The organism is Chryseobacterium pyrolae, from assembly GCF_025153485.1.
In the GTDB taxonomy this organism is placed as follows: Bacteria; Bacteroidota; Bacteroidia; order Flavobacteriales; family Weeksellaceae; genus Chryseobacterium; species Chryseobacterium antibioticum.
The window spans coordinates 627691-644015 of the sequence record NZ_JANZQH010000001.1 but is presented as its reverse complement, the minus strand read 5'-3'; the positions used below and the strand labels follow the sequence as shown (position 1 = coordinate 644015).

The window sequence follows — 16325 nt, the reverse complement described above, 5'->3', positions numbered from 1 at the left end:
GGACGTCTGTATTCAGTGTATTGATAAGGTTTACATTCATTCTGCAGCTTTCATCCTGCAAAAGGGATGCATTTCCTGTGACTGATTTTTTAAAAGATATGAAAAGAACCTTAGAATAAAACAGGATGAAGATAACATCTCATGACATCAATACAACAAAAATTGCTGAAATTATCTCTGATGAAATCATTATCAAATCGGCTCAGGATGGGTTGGATCTTCTTGGAGATATTTATTATCAGGGCTTCGATAAACTGATCATATATGAACACAATATCACTCCTGAATTCTTTGATCTGAAGACGAAAATGGCAGGAGATATCCTTCAGAAGTTTTCCAATTACCGTGTAGGCCTTGCCATCGTGGGAGATTTTGAAAAATATCAAAGCAAAAGCATCCGAGATTTCATTTTTGAAAGTAATAAAACAAAACACATCAATTTTGTCGAACTATTGAAAGATGCATTGAATAATTTTTCAAAATAGGCTCTGTAGAAGCTATTTAGCAAAAAACATAAAATTTACAGCCTCTTTTTTCAAATATTATCACCTCAATAAAGTCTATTTTTAGGATTTTTAATAAAATACAATGATTTGCACATTAAAAATAACAATTAATAGTTTAGTAATTACATAAAAATTTAAACTAAAAAACATTAATTAAATTAAAAAATCCGGATAGATTAAAATTAATTATCTGAAAATGAGTACCTAAATATTTTTTTTGTACATTTGCAAAAACACAACGGAATATGAATCTTACTTATATAGCTTACAAAGCTACTTAACTCAATTTACTTTATCGACTATTTCAGATGAAACATAAAATGCTCTTTTATAAGGCATACTTGTTATATCTGTCATTGGTTTTTGGAACAAAGCGTTTCCTTATGCCATTTCTTGAATAGAACAATTCATTATTCAAATGAATTGTTGAAGCTTACTTATTCCTTTTGTGGAATTAAGTTGCCTTTGAATGCCTTTCAAAAAAAAACATAACCATAAAACACATAAAAACAAAAAAATACACAGATAAAAAATTATTAAGTACATCATGATTAAAAAATTATTTCTACCAATCGTTTTAGTAAGTTCATTTTCATTTGCCCAGATAGGCATTAACACGGCCACACCTGATGCAAGCGCTGCGCTGGATATTTATAGTCAAAGTAGAGGAATGTTGGTACCAAGACTTACCACTGCAAATAGAGACGCTATTATCAATCCGGCCACCTCACTTCTCATTTATGATACTGATAAAAAATGTTTAAGCCAGAATATTGGTACACCTACCAAACCCGACTGGCTATGTATAAGTGGTAATGCCGTAAAAATGTTTTACATGCCTAGTGTTTCATTTGACACTTCCACCAGTGCCAATGGCCGAATTAAAGATTTGTATACATTATATAAAACTCAGTTCGGGTCTCCAAAAGCAAAGAGTACCAGCGCGCCTGCAGCGATTCCTTTTTTCCCATCAAGTAAAGATCTTTACTATTATGTGACTGATGCTGATCCTAATGTATTCAGCAATATTTCTATTTCTGATGATGGTGTAATGACATATGATGTAAAAGCAGCAGCTACAGACTGTTCTTTTATTAATATTGTTTTTGTTGTTAAATAATTGAGTTATGATAAAAAGTACCTCAATTGTACAAAGCAAAAGATTTTTGCTTATTTTTTCATTGTTTATTTTCTTCCAGAATATTCAGGCGCAGAATGAGCAAGGAACGGGCTATCCATATTTTGTCAACTTTACACAGGGATTACAACCCCAGGAAGCCTATAAGGTGTCTACCAGCGGTGTCCAGAATGATGCTACTTTTACCACAGAAGGATTACGACTGACCCGAAGTGTTAATAATATTTCAGGTGGGGTTATCCTTGCTGATAAAATATTCAAAAGTGATCAGGGAATTAAATTCGAATTTGAATTTGCAATTTATGGAGGAAATACTAACGGAGGAGATGGTATTTCTATATTTTTAGTAGACGGATCTATTCCTAAAGCACAGCTCAATATCGGATATTTTGGAGGAGGATTAGGGTATAGTTTTGTCCGTGGAGGTGAGTCCACGGAAGGACTGAGAGGAGCATATCTGGGAATAGGTCTGGATGAATTCGGAAATTTTAAAACAACCTTTAACCAGGGTGAAAGAGTTAGAAATGGAATTTTTGGCTTAACATTAGCCAATGGGCGAAGCAATATTTCTTTAAGAGGTAAACGCGGAAATCAATATCTGTCGGCATCTGAACCTTCTGGATACAATGGTTATCCATTACTTTATAGTACAGCTACCAATGTTTCCCCTTCTAGCACCAATAGATCCGCTTATCTGGATACACAGACAGGGAAATTTATTGGCATTAAAAATCCGAACCTTCAGCAATTCAGCATTGAAAGTGGCGGAACTACGATTCCCCAAAATGAAAATGACGTAAGATTCCGTAAAGCATATATTACATTAATACCCAATCCTGCCGGTGGTTACAATATAACTCTGGAAATACAGCACGGGAATGTGAAAGAAAAAGTTATTGATAATTATTATTATCCTACTTCTCTGAAATATACGGAGAGTACAATATCTACCAGTACGGTAAGAACGCTGGATACGTCACCTCCTGCTACTTTCAGGATTGGCTTTGCTGCTTCTACGGGAGCTGCCAAGAATATACATTTATTGAAAAACTTAGGGGTTACCAGACCTTATGCAGCCGAAGTAACAGATGATCTATTTGCAGGATGCCCAGGGATAAAATCTACGTATTCTCCTTTACTTAATGATGCAGCTTATTCTTCCGCAAGTGGCCAAAACCCGCCAACACTTTCTTATAACAACCTTGATTTTAATTCATTTCGTTTTTTGGATATCAATGGTAATGTGATTCCGAATATAACAGGTGGAGTTTATACTAGCAGTCAGGGTACATGGACCTATTCATCCACTACAGGAGCGCTTTCTTTCAGGCCCGCCATTGGATTTACAGGAGTCGCCCAAATACAATATGATATTAAAGGTGGCGGAAGAAATGGTACTGAAGCTCCTTATAATAATGAAGAATACAGATCAATGCCGGCGTTGATACAGGTTAATATTTCAAGCGCAAATAACTGCAGCAAAGCCTGCGTTATTTCCAACAAAAATGTAACTCAGAAAATAACAAGATAATTTGATAAAAACCAGCTTTTAAAAGCTGGTTTTTTATTTTTAACGGAGTGAAAATCAATGTTTATTGTTTTTAATAAAATACTGAACGGCATCTTCGATTGCTTTATCAATGGATTGATATTGAATACCTAACTCCTTCAGGGATTTCTGATTAGAATAATAATTACAGATCTGCAGGGCTTTCATATTGGAGGTACTGAGATTTGTTTTAATTTTTAATTTCCTCAAACCATCACCTATCCATCCAAGGAAGCTCAAAACTCTGTTTGGAATAGCTATCATTACTGGATTTTGCCCGGTTATGGTATTTACTTTTTTGAAAAATTCTTTATAAGTCAGGTTTTCATTGGCTAAAAGATATTTCTCGCTGTTTTTACCATTTTCAAATGCTTTTACCAGTCCTTCGGCAGCATCTTCCGCATGAACAAAGTTCTTTCCGCCTTTCGGATAAAAAACAAGCTTCTTTTTCCAGGTCCAAAAGATTATCTTTCCCGAACTGGGCTTACGGTCGTAGGCTCCGATCATGAAAGTCGGATTTACAATAACGGTCTTCGTTCCCCTGCTCTGTTGCAGAAGATAGTTCTCTGCTTCCAGTTTGCTTTGTGCATAGTAAGAATGGGTAAAAGGGTAAAACTGAGGCGTATTTTCACTACCCGGGATGGCAGAGTTTCCGTATCCTAAAGTATTGGCTGTGCTCACAAACAGGAATTTTTCCACTTCAGCAGCGGCAGCCTGTGCCCATAAATGAACAGTTGCATCATAATTAATCTTTTTATAATCCTCATAACACAACAAATTCTGGCTTGTTTCTGCCGCTATATGAATGATGGCATCCACCTCCTGCAAATATTCTGAAATATCCGAGAACAGATCTCCTTCTATGAATCTGAGATTTTTATTTTCTTCACCCATCCAGCTGCTTTTTTTACGAACCAGAGCAATAACAGAATAATCATATTGTAGTAATTTAATAACGGTATTAGCACCCAGAAGCCCTGTGGCTCCGGTCACGAAAACTTTTTTCATGCTTCAATTTCTTTTTTTATGGCACTGGTCATCAGAGGCAGCTTGATCCATATCGGCAGCAACTTCATAACGAGCCAGCTGATGGGATTCACCATAATAACAGAATCTTTTTTAAAAAGTTGCCTGATGCAGTAGGCTGCGACTTTGTTCGGATCCAGAAGGGTAAGTCTTCCCAAAACACCCTGTTTTTCAATTCTTTTGCAGACATCAATATTCGTTTTCATTGCACCGGGATTCACAACACTTACAAAAACATTGGTATCTTTCAATTCTTCATGAAGCCCTCTTGAAAATGAATGGATAAAGGTTTTGGAAGCCGGATATACCGTTTTGAAACCGATCGGTGAAAAGGCTGCCATGCTGGATACATTTAAAATATAAGCTTTGGGTTGCCGCAAAAGATTGGGAAGCAGCTGGTGCGTAATCAGTGATGTTGCTGCTACATTCACCTGAAGGATCATATTGATATAAGCTGGTGATGCATCTACAAACTTTTTAGTCCCTCCAAGACCGGCATTATTGATCAAAATATGAATTTCAAATGACTGGTTCAGCCATTCGGTGAGCTTCATCACATTTTCATTCACAGAAAGGTCTACTTCATAATACTGTGCCTTGATCTGATAGGTTTCTTCAAGCTTTTGGGAAAGTTCTTTCAAATGCTGGCCCGGCAGACTTACCAGAACAACATTGATGTTTTTGCTGGCCAGGTTTTCTGCAAACGCTTTTCCCAGTCCCTGACTCGCTCCCGTTACGACCGCATATGATTCTTTGGTATCCATAATACAATTTTATGGTGCAAAGCTATCCTCAAAAGGGTCTTTGAATGTTCAGGATTATCTGATTGAACCTATTTTAAAATTAAAAAAACAAAAACATAATAAACTGAATTAAAACTAGTTAGCAAAACTATAGCGTTAAGATTTATAAATCAGAACCATTTTTATATTCGGAAGGGGTCTGATCAGTTAGTTTTTTAAAGGTGGTATTGAAAGAAGTCTTGGAATTGAATCCGGATTCGTAGGCAATTCCCAAAATCGACAGTTTACTCCGGGAATCCTTGAGAAGTTTTTTGGCGTAATCGATTCTGTATTCATTCACATACTGGAAAAAATTCTTTTTAAATCCGGTATTGATCACGTAGGACAGATGATGGGTAGAAATAAATAAAAGTTCAGAAAGACGGATCAGGTTAAGCTCACTATCGAGATAAGGTTTCTGTTGAGTCATAATCTCTTCCAGCTGGTTTTTGATTTTACTTACCTCTTCGTCGGAGATCAGTTTTTTCTTTACTTCTGCTGCTTCCGGATTTTCGTCGATCGAAATCAGTTCTTCGCGTTGTTTTTCTTCTAAAGGATAGATTTCCTTCTGTTTTAACGAATAATATCCCACAAAATAAATAACCAGCAGAAAAGCGGTGTTAATGAAAAAATTCAGGGCTTTAGAATCATAGGATAAATTATAAACTACGTAGGCAATATTGATAATGAAAATAATAATCGTGATATATTCCAGCCAGTTCAGATTGATGCCTTCCGTATTGGCAGAAAACTGCTGAATTCTTTTTTTATGTTTTCGGATCGTAAAGTATGAAAGACCGGTATAGAATAAAGCCTGGAAAAGGATTAATCCAATAAAGACATAATTAAAAATGCTATTATCCTTAAATCCACCAAAACGCTGCAATATAATGTTGATCCAAAAAATAACCGGAAGAATCAGATACTTCAGGTCTGAAATTTTAAATTTAAATGATGGATTGGTGTAAAATAACACACTGAAATAGAACATGATCGGCGTGAGAAACTGTATGATCTGAACTGAAATGATGGAATGAATCTCAATCGGAGACTCTTTGACCAATGTAAGTACTTCATCCAGCCAGAAACTCGACCATAAAAAAAGAAATATCCCAAACCAGAAATTGGCTTTCCTGTTCACCCGTAAAGGATTGGACAATTTCAACAGAGAAAGCAAAACCAATGAACCATAGATTAATACAACGATGAAGCGGTTTAATTCTGATGTGTTCATTGGTTTTGATATTTATAGTAAAGATAGTTTTTATCCTATTCTCTTCCTGACAAAAATTTCGTAACCCAGATAGATTAAAGGCAGCGACATAATTCCCAAATAGAGAGCATTATGCATTGCAATATCGGGAGCTGTAACTACTGCATAAATTAATCCGAGAAAAGCTCCTCCCAGGTGGGCGGCATGTCCTATATTATCATGCTGTTTCGGATTAAGCATCATATATACGGAATATCCGAAATAGAGCAGTCCGAAAATATATCCCTTAACCGGAATCGGAATAAAGAAGATATAGATACCAATCTGAGGATTCATGGCTATTGAGGCAAATAATATTCCCGAAACTCCTCCACTCGCTCCTACGGCAGAATACCAGGGCTGCTTCTGGTAAATATAAAGTGACAGAAAATTCCCAAGCAATATAGAGCCCAGATATACGATGGCGAAACCTATATTTCCGAAAGCTTGAATAACAATGGGTCCAAAGAAATACAGCGTCATCATGTTAAACACCAGGTGCATGATGTCTGCATGAAGAAATCCTGATGAAAGAAGACGGATGTATTCTTTCCTGTTCAGAATTGATCCTACACTGAATTTATATTTCTCAGTAATACCAGGATTGTTGAAGGCAACGAAACTGATAATAGCTGTAATGATAATAAATACGATTAAAATATTCATAATTTAAATTCTTAATTTTCTGGTTCATCGGTTTCAAAGAGATCTCCGATTACTGTCCGGTCATCATCAACAATACCGTCTCCGGTTTCCGGCTCTTCATACACTTCCGGCTCCTCTTCTACAGGTTCCGGGATGGTGATGTTGATGGTTTTTACTTTAAATTTCGTAAACTGGTTTCCAATGGCTTTGATTCCTTTTACGGTAATAAATTCATCAAGATCTATCGTTTCAGCATCGCGGTCTTTCCCTTTATCTTTAGCAAAAATAATCTCTGCTGAAGCCCCGTTGGCTACAATCACATTTTCTATGAATGATTTCGGGTGTTCCGATGGCATAAAGGTTTGCAGATTCACCGTATTTTCCAACAGGAATCTCTTGATAAAATACATGTCTTTTTCTCCGTCGTAATAGATACATGTTACAGGCTGTTCCGGTTTCCATTTCTCCAGCACCAGGTATTCATCATCGAAACGGTTCCCAAGATCGAAAGAAACCAGTTTCACTTCACCGTTTGTATTAATGGTGAGAATTCTGTCATCTCCTTTGAAACTGCCTAAAAGAGTTCCGCGGGCATCAGCATTCAATCTTCTTACCGTATCATCAAACCAGATTCTTCTTGGAGCCAGCGTAGAAACGCCTTCCTCTTTCATATCCACCTTTTTCACGGAATATTTGGTCACCAGATTTCCTTTGGAATCTCTTCCTTTGATCGCAAGATCGGAAAAATCAATTTCCATTTTGTTTTTCCTTATTCTCGGATTCGGTTTTAAAAGAACGCTCACCGTTTCTGCTTCCCCGTTAGGATTAGCAGAGAAATACAGGACTTCAGAACCTTTTTTATCAGAAGCCAGCGGGTAATCTGTGTTTCTGGTCACCGCCGTTACAGAAAAACGTTTCATATAGTACGGTCCGTCCCTGCCTTCGCGGTAGATCATGTTATAGACCGTTCTTTTGTCGTTTTTCTTCCATATGGCAACGCTCAGGAGGTCTTTTCCGACGAAAATTTTAGCATCTACCTTTACGACTTTCATCGTTCCGTCCTTTCTGAATATGATGATATCATCAATATCCGAACAGTCAAACAGATACTGGTCTTTTTTCAGCGATGTTCCGATAAAACCTTCTTCAAAATTGGCATAGAATTTCTCATTGGCCACCGCTACCTTTGTAGCATCAATGGTATCAAAAATTCTAAGCTCGGTCTTTCTTTCTTTATCTTTTCCGTATTTCTTCTGAATATTTAAATAATAATCAATCGCATAAGCAATCAGATGGGCAAGATTGTATTTTACCTGCTCTATTTTGCCTTCAAGGGCTGCTATATTTTCTTTAAATTTATCTAAATCGAATCTTGAAATTCTCTTGATCCTGATCTCGGTCAGTTTTAAAATATCTTCTTCCGTTACCGCTCTTAAAAGATGCTTGGTATGTGGTTTTAAACCTTTATCAATAGTTTTAATAACATCTTCCCAGGTCTTTACTTCTTCAATATCATGATAGATTCTGTTTTCTATGAAGATCCTTTCCAGTGAAGAAAAATGCCAGCTTTCCTGCAGTTCATGAAGTTCTATTTCCAACTCTTTTTTAAGCAGCGAAACAGTGTGTTCCGTATTCATTTTCAGAATGTCGGAAACATTCATAAACATAGGCTTATCCCCTACGATTACACATGCATTCGGAGAAATGGTCACCTGACAGTCTGTAAAGGCATACAGTGCATCAATGGTCTTGTCCGGCGACACATCATTATGAAGATGGATAAGGATTTCTACCTTATCGGATGTATTATCCTCTATTTTTTTGATCTTGATCTTTCCTTTTTCATTGGCCTTCAGGATAGAATCAATCAGGTCGCTTGTTGTTTTTGAGAAAGGAAGCTCTGAGATCACCAGCATGTGCTTGTCGGTATGGGTAATTCTGGCTCTCGCTCTTACTTTACCTCCTCTGTGTCCATCATTATATTCGGAAACATCAAGATATCCTGCCGTTAAAAAGTCGGGAAACAATTCAAATTTCTTACCTTTTAAGTGGGCGACAGATGCATTGATCAGTTCATTGAAATTATGAGGAAGAATTTTCGTAGAAAGTCCTACCCCAATTCCTTCCACTCCCTGTGCAAGAAGCAAAGGGAATTTAACGGGAAGATCAATAGGTTCGTTATTTCTGCCGTCGTAGGATTTCGCCCATTCAGTAGTTTTTGGATTAAATACTACTTCCAATGCGAAAGGGGTCAGCCTGGCTTCAATATATCTTGCTGCCGCCGCAGAGTCTCCGGTATAGATATTTCCCCAGTTTCCCTGAGTATCTATCAAGAGCTCTTTTTGGCCGATCTGTACCATAGCATCGGTAATGGAAGCATCACCGTGCGGGTGATATTTCATGGTATTTCCTACAATATTGGCTACTTTGTTGTAACGGCCATCTTCCAGTTCCCGCATAGAGTGCATGATCCTTCTCTGAACAGGCTTTAGCCCATCATAGACGGAAGGAATTGCTCTATCCAGAATTACATAGGAAGCATAGTCCAGAAACCAGTCTTTATAAAGTCCTGAGACTTTTTTCAAGCTCTCACCTTCGTGCGAGTTTTCTTCTGTCGTCATCTGTTTTTAATCGTTTATCTCTTTATTAGCCTTCACTACTTTATTCAGAGAGATTTTTAAATCGTTTACTTCTTTTTGGCTCAAATAGGATATTTCATATTTGAGTATGGTAGAACCGCTGTTTTTACTTGAGATGGTAATATATAATCTTTTGATAAAGAAAACAGTGACGATCTCATAGCTGATCAGTTTATACTTCGGAAATTCATCGTGAAGTGGCCTGTCCAGGAAAGGAATAATATTCCTGTTCTTGAAGTTCAGGGCTTCTCCATCACTGTCATATTCAAAGATCTGTCTGCCGTTCAGGTGAAAAACTACCAGCATTAAGATCGGAAGAACAAGAAGGATATAACTTTCTTTTCCCACAGCATGAAACCGGTATTCGTTCAGTAAAAATGCGGAAATCCCAAATATAACCAACATCAGCAACATCGTGTGTACAAAATTATAAACTGAAGCTTTATTGCGGTTGTTAAGTCTCATTTCCGGTTTTATATTTATTAGTTTGGTTTTTAATCTGCTGCTTCATCCAGCATCTCCTTCTTATCAATATCAGTGTCTTCCACTACTAAGTTTTCAAGGATAAATAACTGTCTGTCCGGGGTATTCTTACCCATATAGAACTCCAGCAACTGGTCTATGGTCTGGTCTTTACCTATTACAACAGGTTCCAGACGAATGTCTTTTCCGATGAAATGTTTGAACTCATCGGGAGAAATCTCTCCAAGTCCCTTAAATCGGGTAATCTCCGGGTTTTTCCCAAGCTCATTCAAAGCTTTGATTCTTTCCACTTCGGAATAGCAGTATCTTGTTTCTTTTTTATTTCTTACCCTGAACAAGGGCGTCTGCAGAATATACAGGTGACCATTCTTGATCAGATCCGGGAAGAACTGAAGGAAAAATGTGATCATCAAAAGACGGATGTGCATTCCATCCACATCGGCATCGGTAGATATAATGACCTGATTGTATCTTAGGTCCTCAAGGCTTTCTTCAATATTCAAAGCAGCCTGGAGAAGGTTGAATTCCTCATTTTCGTAGACTACTTTTTTCGTCAGTCCGTAGCAGTTCAGGGGTTTTCCTTTCAATGAGAATACAGCCTGGGTTTCTACATCTCTGGATTTTGTGATGGATCCGGATGCAGAGTCTCCTTCGGTAATGAAGATCTGGGTCTCCCCTTTTCTTTCATTTTTCTGGTCGTTATAATGCTGTCTGCAGTCACGGAGTTTTTTATTATGCAGAGACACTTTTTTGGCTCTTTCCCTTGCCAGTTTCTGGATTCCTGAAAGTTCTTTTCTCTCTCTTTCGGAGATCATAATCTTTCTTTGGATAGCTTCTGCAATTTCAGGGTTTTTATGAAGGAAATTGTCCAGTTTACTTTTTAGGAAATCAATGATAAATGTTCTTACGGTAGGTCCGTTCGGGCCCATATCATTAGATCCCAGTTTTGTTTTCGTCTGGGATTCAAATACAGGTTCTTCTACATTGATAGAAATCGCTGCAATGATAGATTTCCTGATATCTGAGGCATCGAAATTTTTATTGAAGAATTCCCTTATCGTCTTTACGTACGCTTCACGGAAAGCATTAAGGTGCGTTCCTCCCTGCGTGGTATTCTGTCCGTTTACGAAAGAGAAATAGGTTTCTGTCTGTGATTTGTCTGAATGGGTAATCGCCAACTCTATATCGGTATCTTTCAGGTGCACGATGGAATACAGAATTTCATTTTCCATTTCTTCTTCCAGAAGGTCTTTAAGCCCGTTTTCAGAGTAATAGGTCTCTCCGTTGAACAGAATTTTCAATCCCGGATTCAGATACGCGTAATTACGCAGCATCTTTTCTATATATTCTTTTCTGTATTTGAAATGAAGAAAGATCTCACCATCAGGAATGAAAGAGATTTCAGTACCATTTCGGTCTGAAGTATCTTTTTCCTCATAGTTTTCGGTGATGATTCCTCTGCAAAACTCCGCCATCTTCATTTTCCCTTCACGGAAGGATCTTACTCGGAAATACTCCGAAAGCGCGTTTACGGCTTTGGTACCTACTCCATTTAACCCTACCGATTTCTTGAAAGCTTTACTGTCATACTTACCTCCCGTATTCATTTTAGAAACGGCATCTACTACCTTTCCCAGCGGAATTCCACGGCCAAAGTCACGGATACTGACTTTACCATCATCCACTTTTATTTCAATTCTTTTCCCTGACCTCATTCTGAACTCATCGATAGAGTTGTCCAGAATTTCTTTCAGTAGAATGTAAATACCGTCGTCTGCAGAGGAGCCGTCTCCGAGCTTCCCTATGTACATTCCGGGGCGCAGACGGATGTGTTCCTGCCAGTCGAGGGTTCTGATATTATCTTCGGAGTAGATTGGATTTATTTCTTGTGACATATATGATTTCAGCAAACATACAAAAGTACGAAATTGTACAAAAATATCCGAATTTTTTCAATTCGATTTTTGCCAATATTCAATCTTAAACATTGCGTTATTATTAATCAAATTATATATTTACGGTATTATTCAATATCATGTGAAAAAAATAACTCTTTTCTTCTTATTTTCTTTCATTTTGTTATCCTCATCGTTATTTTTTGCGCAAATTCCCGGAATGGTCAATTATAATGAAGAGGATGGCCTGAATAATTCATATACCTACTCTGTCAGCCAGGACCGGAATGGATTTCTTTGGGTGGGAAGCGATAACGGGATGTTTCGGTTTGATGGAAAAGAATTTAAGCATTTCAATAATAAACACGGTTTAAAAAATATTGAAGTGCTGTCCTGCATTCCTTTGCCGACTGGTGAAATTTTCATTGTTCCTTTTCTGAATGATTTTGCCTATCTAAAAAACGGAAGAATCATCAATTCGGATTCAAACAGTGAACTGAAAAAAATTCAGTTCACCCATAATCCTGATGGCTATGTTGACGGTAATTCTCTTTATTTGTTTTCCAGCTATAACCCTAACAATATTTCTATCTATCGGAATGAAAAGGTGAGCAGAATTCCTCTGGCCATCAAGAGCACGACTACAGATCCTTATTATGCATTTGGCTTAAGTATGAAAGATAAGATGCTGTATTTGTCCCGTCAGGAAACAAAGGGAAATATTCTGGCGTACAATATTATCACTAAAAAGAAGACCAAATGCAATGTTTCAATCAAAAAAAACACCCCCATCATTCGAAAAGGTGATATTTTCGTTTTCAGAAACAAAAGAACAGTAGATATTTATCAACTTTACAACCAATTTTATTTCAAAAAGCTCAAAAGCTATACAGCGAGGGAAAATATCCACCGGATCGTTATAGACAACAACTACCGGCTCTGGCTCTGTCCGGAAGAAGGTGGAACACTTTATTTTAAACAGTCATTGCTGGATGGCGATCAGCTTTCCGATCCTGTCAAAATGATGGAAAACTATATCATCAATGATATTCTGGTGGATAAGGACAATAATACTTGGTTTTCCACCCGGAACAATGGCCTGTTTTTTATTGCTGACCGGTTTTTTAAAAACTACATCCATCTTCCCATCAAAAACAATTCATCCAATATAAAAGCGATTGCCAAAAATGACCGCGGTATTTTCCTGGGTTACAATGAAGCGAAAAGTGGCATTTACCACAACGGAAAGGTGACAGATCTTGTGTTTGAAAAGAACATTAAAATAGAACATAAAGCGATCTTTTCCGAAGGAAACACCGTCATATTTGGACTTACCAGAAGTCTTTTACAGTATAATCCCCAAATCAAAGAAAAGTATTTCTTAAAAGATTTTCTTTTGAAGAATATTGTTCCTTATACCCCGGGATCAATTCTTCTTTGTACGTCAGACGGCCTCATTGCGTACAATTACCAAACCGGAAACTATACCGAAGTGCTCAGTAAAGAAAGAATATATACCGCGCTTCCTTACACCAGAGACAGTCTGTTTGCCGGAAGTTTTAAGGATCTTTATAAAGTGAATACATTCACAAGAAAGAAAATCTTATTCCTGGAAGGCTATTATTTCACAGATATTAAAAAACTCAGGGATAATCTCTATGTAGGGGCTACCAACGCCAAAGGGATCATGCTTTTTAATAACTTTAAAGTACTCAGGAGAATTTCGGAAAGCATTGGTTTGGCAACCGATCAGATCAAAAAAATTGAAATTGAAAATAAAAATATATTCTGGGCAAGTACCAATTACGGACTCAGCAGAATAGAGCTTCAGGGAGCTGATGTAAAGATTAATAATTTTACACAAACAGACGGTCTGCCATCCAATTCAGTCGCCGGATGTGTCCTCTCAGGCGATACAATTTTCGTGGGAACGTCAAAAGGTCTAGGAATTCTTTCCGTTAAAAATCTGATGAGTCAGAAGAAATTCATCAACAAAAAAGTAATCGTCAACTCCATTGTAATCGGAGGAAGAGAAATTTTTGACACCAATTTGCCATTAACAGGTCAAACACCGGATAACGACATCACTTTCAATATCAGTTTTCCGGATTTTACCTCACAGGGGAAAATAAGCTACCGTTATAAAATTGAGGGTCTCAGTAATGGCTGGCAAACCAGCAACTCGCAGAAAATTACGATCTATTCTCTTCCACCTGGTAATTATACATTTAAGGTTTTCGGGATTGGGTATAACGGAAAACGTTCTTACGCTTTTACAGAACTGCATTTTGAGATTCATCCTAAATTCTGGCAAACCTGGTGGTTTAAACTGATGATCATCAGCCTGGGTACTGCTTTCCTGTTTATTCTTATTACCCTTTATTTTCAGAAAAAAAGAAATAAAAAACTGGAAACCCTGTACTATGAAAAGAAGATCGCCGAGCTGGAGCTACAGGCCATTAAAGCGCAGATCAATCCTCATTTTATTTATAACTGCCTCAATTCTATTCAGTTTTTACTGTACAAAAAAGATTACCGGGAAACAGAAAATTATCTGGAAATATTTGCTCAAATGATCAGGAAAACCCTGCATTATTCTGAGAAAACATTTATGCCGATCAAAGAGGAAGCAGAATACCTTTCCCTGTATCTGAATATGGAAAAACTCAGACTGAAAGATCTGTTTGATTATTCTATCACGCTGTCTGAAAAGGTCAATGAAAACTGGGTGGTCCCTTCCCTGTTGATTCAGCCTTTTGTAGAAAATTCTATAAAACACGGAATTGCAGGTCTTAAAGACAGAAAAGGAAACATCCAGGTATCTTTTGACCATACGGGAACTTCACTCTGTGTCATCATTGAGGACAATGGTATTGGTATAGGCAGCGGAAAACAGAAAAGAGCAGATTCTTTTGGGGTAAAATTATCTCAGAAAAGAATTGAAACATTCAGGCAGCTTTTTGAGACTCATATCCTGTTGGAAATCTATGACCTGTCTGAAAAAGAACAGAGGCCGGGAACCCAGATCAAACTTTATATAAAACCTTATGAAAACCAAAACACAAGTATGCATCATTGATGATGAGCAGGACGGCAGAGATTATATTGCTCTTCTGCTGGAGAATGAATTTCCTGAGATCCAAATAGCATTTCAGGCATCAAGCGTGGAAGAAGCGTATATTTATCTTTCTAAAAACTCACCGGACATTATTTTCCTGGATGTGCAGCTGCAGGACGGGACTGCTTTTGATCTTCTTTCGAAATTCAGGGAAATAGATTCGCAGATCATTTTCATTACAGCATTTGAAAATTTTGCCATTCAGGCGATTAAAAACAGTGCAGCAGATTATTTACTGAAACCCATTAAGAAGATGGATTTTATTATGGCAGTCAATAAAGTTTTGGAAAGCATAAAAAAAAATAAAAATTCTTCAGGAATTCCTTTAAACGAGAATAAAATCAGCCTTCCCACTCTTCAGGGGTTTAAATTAACCAACATCAGCGATATCATCCGCTGTGAAGCCGACTCCAGCTATACAACCTTTTATCTTACGGATAAAACGAAGATCATTGTTTCCAAAACACTGCATGATTTTGAAGAGCATCTTATGAAATACAATTTTTTCAGGATTCATCATAAGCATCTGATCAACCTTTTTCACCTTAAAGAATACATCAAGGGGAAGGGCGGACAGGTTGTGATGGCAGATCAATCTGTTCTGGATGTTTCCGTGCGTAAAAAGAATGATTTCTTACAGAAGATTGAAAATTTAGAATAAAAGCTGGTGCCCGGAATCCCGTTTCTTTCTTTTTATTTTCCTTCCAGTTTTCCAATCATCTTTTTGAGCATAACCTGTACAATTAGTTGATGGAAAGGACGAACCGGAAGGAAATATAATATCCCCAACCAATTGTGGTATTTCACGGTAGTTGAAATCGTTAAAAAGTTTGCCTTGCTGTTATTTTGTGCTTTGTCATAAAGAATAGAAACTCTGAAATCAAGATGTTTATCATTCTCACCCATGATAATTTCGTTGTCAGTCTTATCAAATATTTTGAAAATTCCGACCTGCTCTCCTACTTCAAGTTTAAAACCGTCCGGCGATTGTGGTATGTTGTGGTCTGCTCCGGTTTTCAGTCCGAACGTTTTAACAATACTGTTTCTGAAAGCGAACATTTTCTTTCCCCATTGAGGCGTACTGGTGAAAAAAGCCCTGCCTATTTCCGCCGTACCGATATTTCCTTCAGTATCTAATACTTCTCCTTTAAAGCTGTCCGTATAGTCAAATATTATTTTTTCTCCGGATAAAACAGATCCTCTGGGAAATTCAGTTTTCTTAATCTTCATGGTACTGATTTTAAGGTAATTTAGTCTTTGTTCTCACAAATCTAAGTGTCTTTCTTCAGAAA

General features: G+C 37.3%; 13 protein-coding genes. 5 read left to right on the top strand and 8 right to left on the bottom strand.

Translation table 11 applies throughout. The features are described from left to right. Positions 1 to 125: 125 nt before the first annotated feature. The 3 genes from NZD88_RS02820 to NZD88_RS02810 all read left to right on the top strand — a co-directional run bounded on the left by NZD88_RS02820 (position 126) and on the right by NZD88_RS02810 (position 3175). The gene (locus tag NZD88_RS02820) at positions 126 to 485 is read left to right on the top strand and encodes a DUF4180 domain-containing protein (protein WP_259827273.1); all 360 of its coding nucleotides are present in this window, start codon (positions 126 to 128) and stop codon (positions 483 to 485) included. A gap of 568 nt (positions 486 to 1053) precedes the next feature. Then, on the top strand, positions 1054 to 1626 hold the full coding sequence (locus NZD88_RS02815; protein ID WP_259827271.1) for a hypothetical protein: 573 nt from the start codon (positions 1054 to 1056) through the stop codon (positions 1624 to 1626). A gap of 7 nt (positions 1627 to 1633) precedes the next feature. Continuing rightward, positions 1634 to 3175 carry an L-type lectin family protein gene (locus NZD88_RS02810; RefSeq protein ID WP_259827270.1) on the top strand — a complete coding sequence of 514 codons (1542 nt, stop codon included), beginning with the start codon at positions 1634 to 1636 and terminating at the stop codon, positions 3173 to 3175. A 54-nt stretch (positions 3176 to 3229) separates the two neighbouring features. Here NZD88_RS02810 and NZD88_RS02805 read toward each other — a convergent pair whose 3' ends face one another. The 7 genes from NZD88_RS02805 to NZD88_RS02775 form a co-directional block, all read right to left on the bottom strand. Continuing rightward, the gene (locus NZD88_RS02805; protein WP_259827269.1) at positions 3230 to 4201 is read right to left on the bottom strand and encodes an NAD-dependent epimerase/dehydratase family protein; all 972 of its coding nucleotides are present in this window, start codon (positions 4199 to 4201) and stop codon (positions 3230 to 3232) included. Next, entirely contained in the window at positions 4198 to 4983 is a 786-nt protein-coding gene (locus NZD88_RS02800; protein WP_259827267.1) for an SDR family NAD(P)-dependent oxidoreductase, read from the bottom strand. Before NZD88_RS02800 ends, NZD88_RS02805 begins: the two co-directional genes overlap by 4 nt. Before the next feature lie 142 nt (positions 4984 to 5125). After that, the gene (locus tag NZD88_RS02795; RefSeq protein ID WP_259827266.1) at positions 5126 to 6235 is read right to left on the bottom strand and encodes a helix-turn-helix domain-containing protein; all 1110 of its coding nucleotides are present in this window, start codon (positions 6233 to 6235) and stop codon (positions 5126 to 5128) included. A 30-nt stretch (positions 6236 to 6265) separates the two neighbouring features. Continuing rightward, positions 6266 to 6919: a rhomboid family intramembrane serine protease gene (locus NZD88_RS02790; RefSeq protein ID WP_259827264.1), complete on the bottom strand. Its 654-nt coding sequence runs from the start codon at positions 6917 to 6919 to the stop codon at positions 6266 to 6268. An 11-nt stretch (positions 6920 to 6930) separates the two neighbouring features. After that, positions 6931 to 9519 carry a DNA gyrase/topoisomerase IV subunit A gene (locus NZD88_RS02785; RefSeq protein WP_259827263.1) on the bottom strand — a complete coding sequence of 863 codons (2589 nt, stop codon included), beginning with the start codon at positions 9517 to 9519 and terminating at the stop codon, positions 6931 to 6933. Between the two features lie 6 nt (positions 9520 to 9525). Further along, on the bottom strand, positions 9526 to 10002 hold the full coding sequence (locus NZD88_RS02780) for a hypothetical protein (RefSeq protein WP_259827262.1): 477 nt from the start codon (positions 10000 to 10002) through the stop codon (positions 9526 to 9528). Between the two features lie 29 nt (positions 10003 to 10031). Then, complete coding sequence (locus NZD88_RS02775) at positions 10032 to 11915, bottom strand: DNA topoisomerase IV subunit B (RefSeq protein ID WP_169234470.1); 1884 nt, start codon at positions 11913 to 11915, stop codon at positions 10032 to 10034. Positions 11916 to 12135: 220 nt separating this feature from the next. On the opposite strand from NZD88_RS02775, the gene NZD88_RS02770 reads away from it, so the two are divergent. Further along, positions 12136 to 14994 carry a sensor histidine kinase gene (locus NZD88_RS02770; protein WP_259827259.1) on the top strand — a complete coding sequence of 953 codons (2859 nt, stop codon included), beginning with the start codon at positions 12136 to 12138 and terminating at the stop codon, positions 14992 to 14994. After that, complete coding sequence (locus tag NZD88_RS02765) at positions 14963 to 15694, top strand: LytR/AlgR family response regulator transcription factor (RefSeq protein WP_259827257.1); 732 nt, start codon at positions 14963 to 14965, stop codon at positions 15692 to 15694. The genes NZD88_RS02770 and NZD88_RS02765 overlap by 32 nt, the downstream gene beginning before the upstream one ends. Before the next feature lie 32 nt (positions 15695 to 15726). Here NZD88_RS02765 and NZD88_RS02760 read toward each other — a convergent pair whose 3' ends face one another. After that, positions 15727 to 16263 carry a DUF2867 domain-containing protein gene (locus tag NZD88_RS02760; RefSeq protein WP_259827256.1) on the bottom strand — a complete coding sequence of 179 codons (537 nt, stop codon included), beginning with the start codon at positions 16261 to 16263 and terminating at the stop codon, positions 15727 to 15729. Between the last annotated feature and the right edge of the window lie 62 nt (positions 16264 to 16325).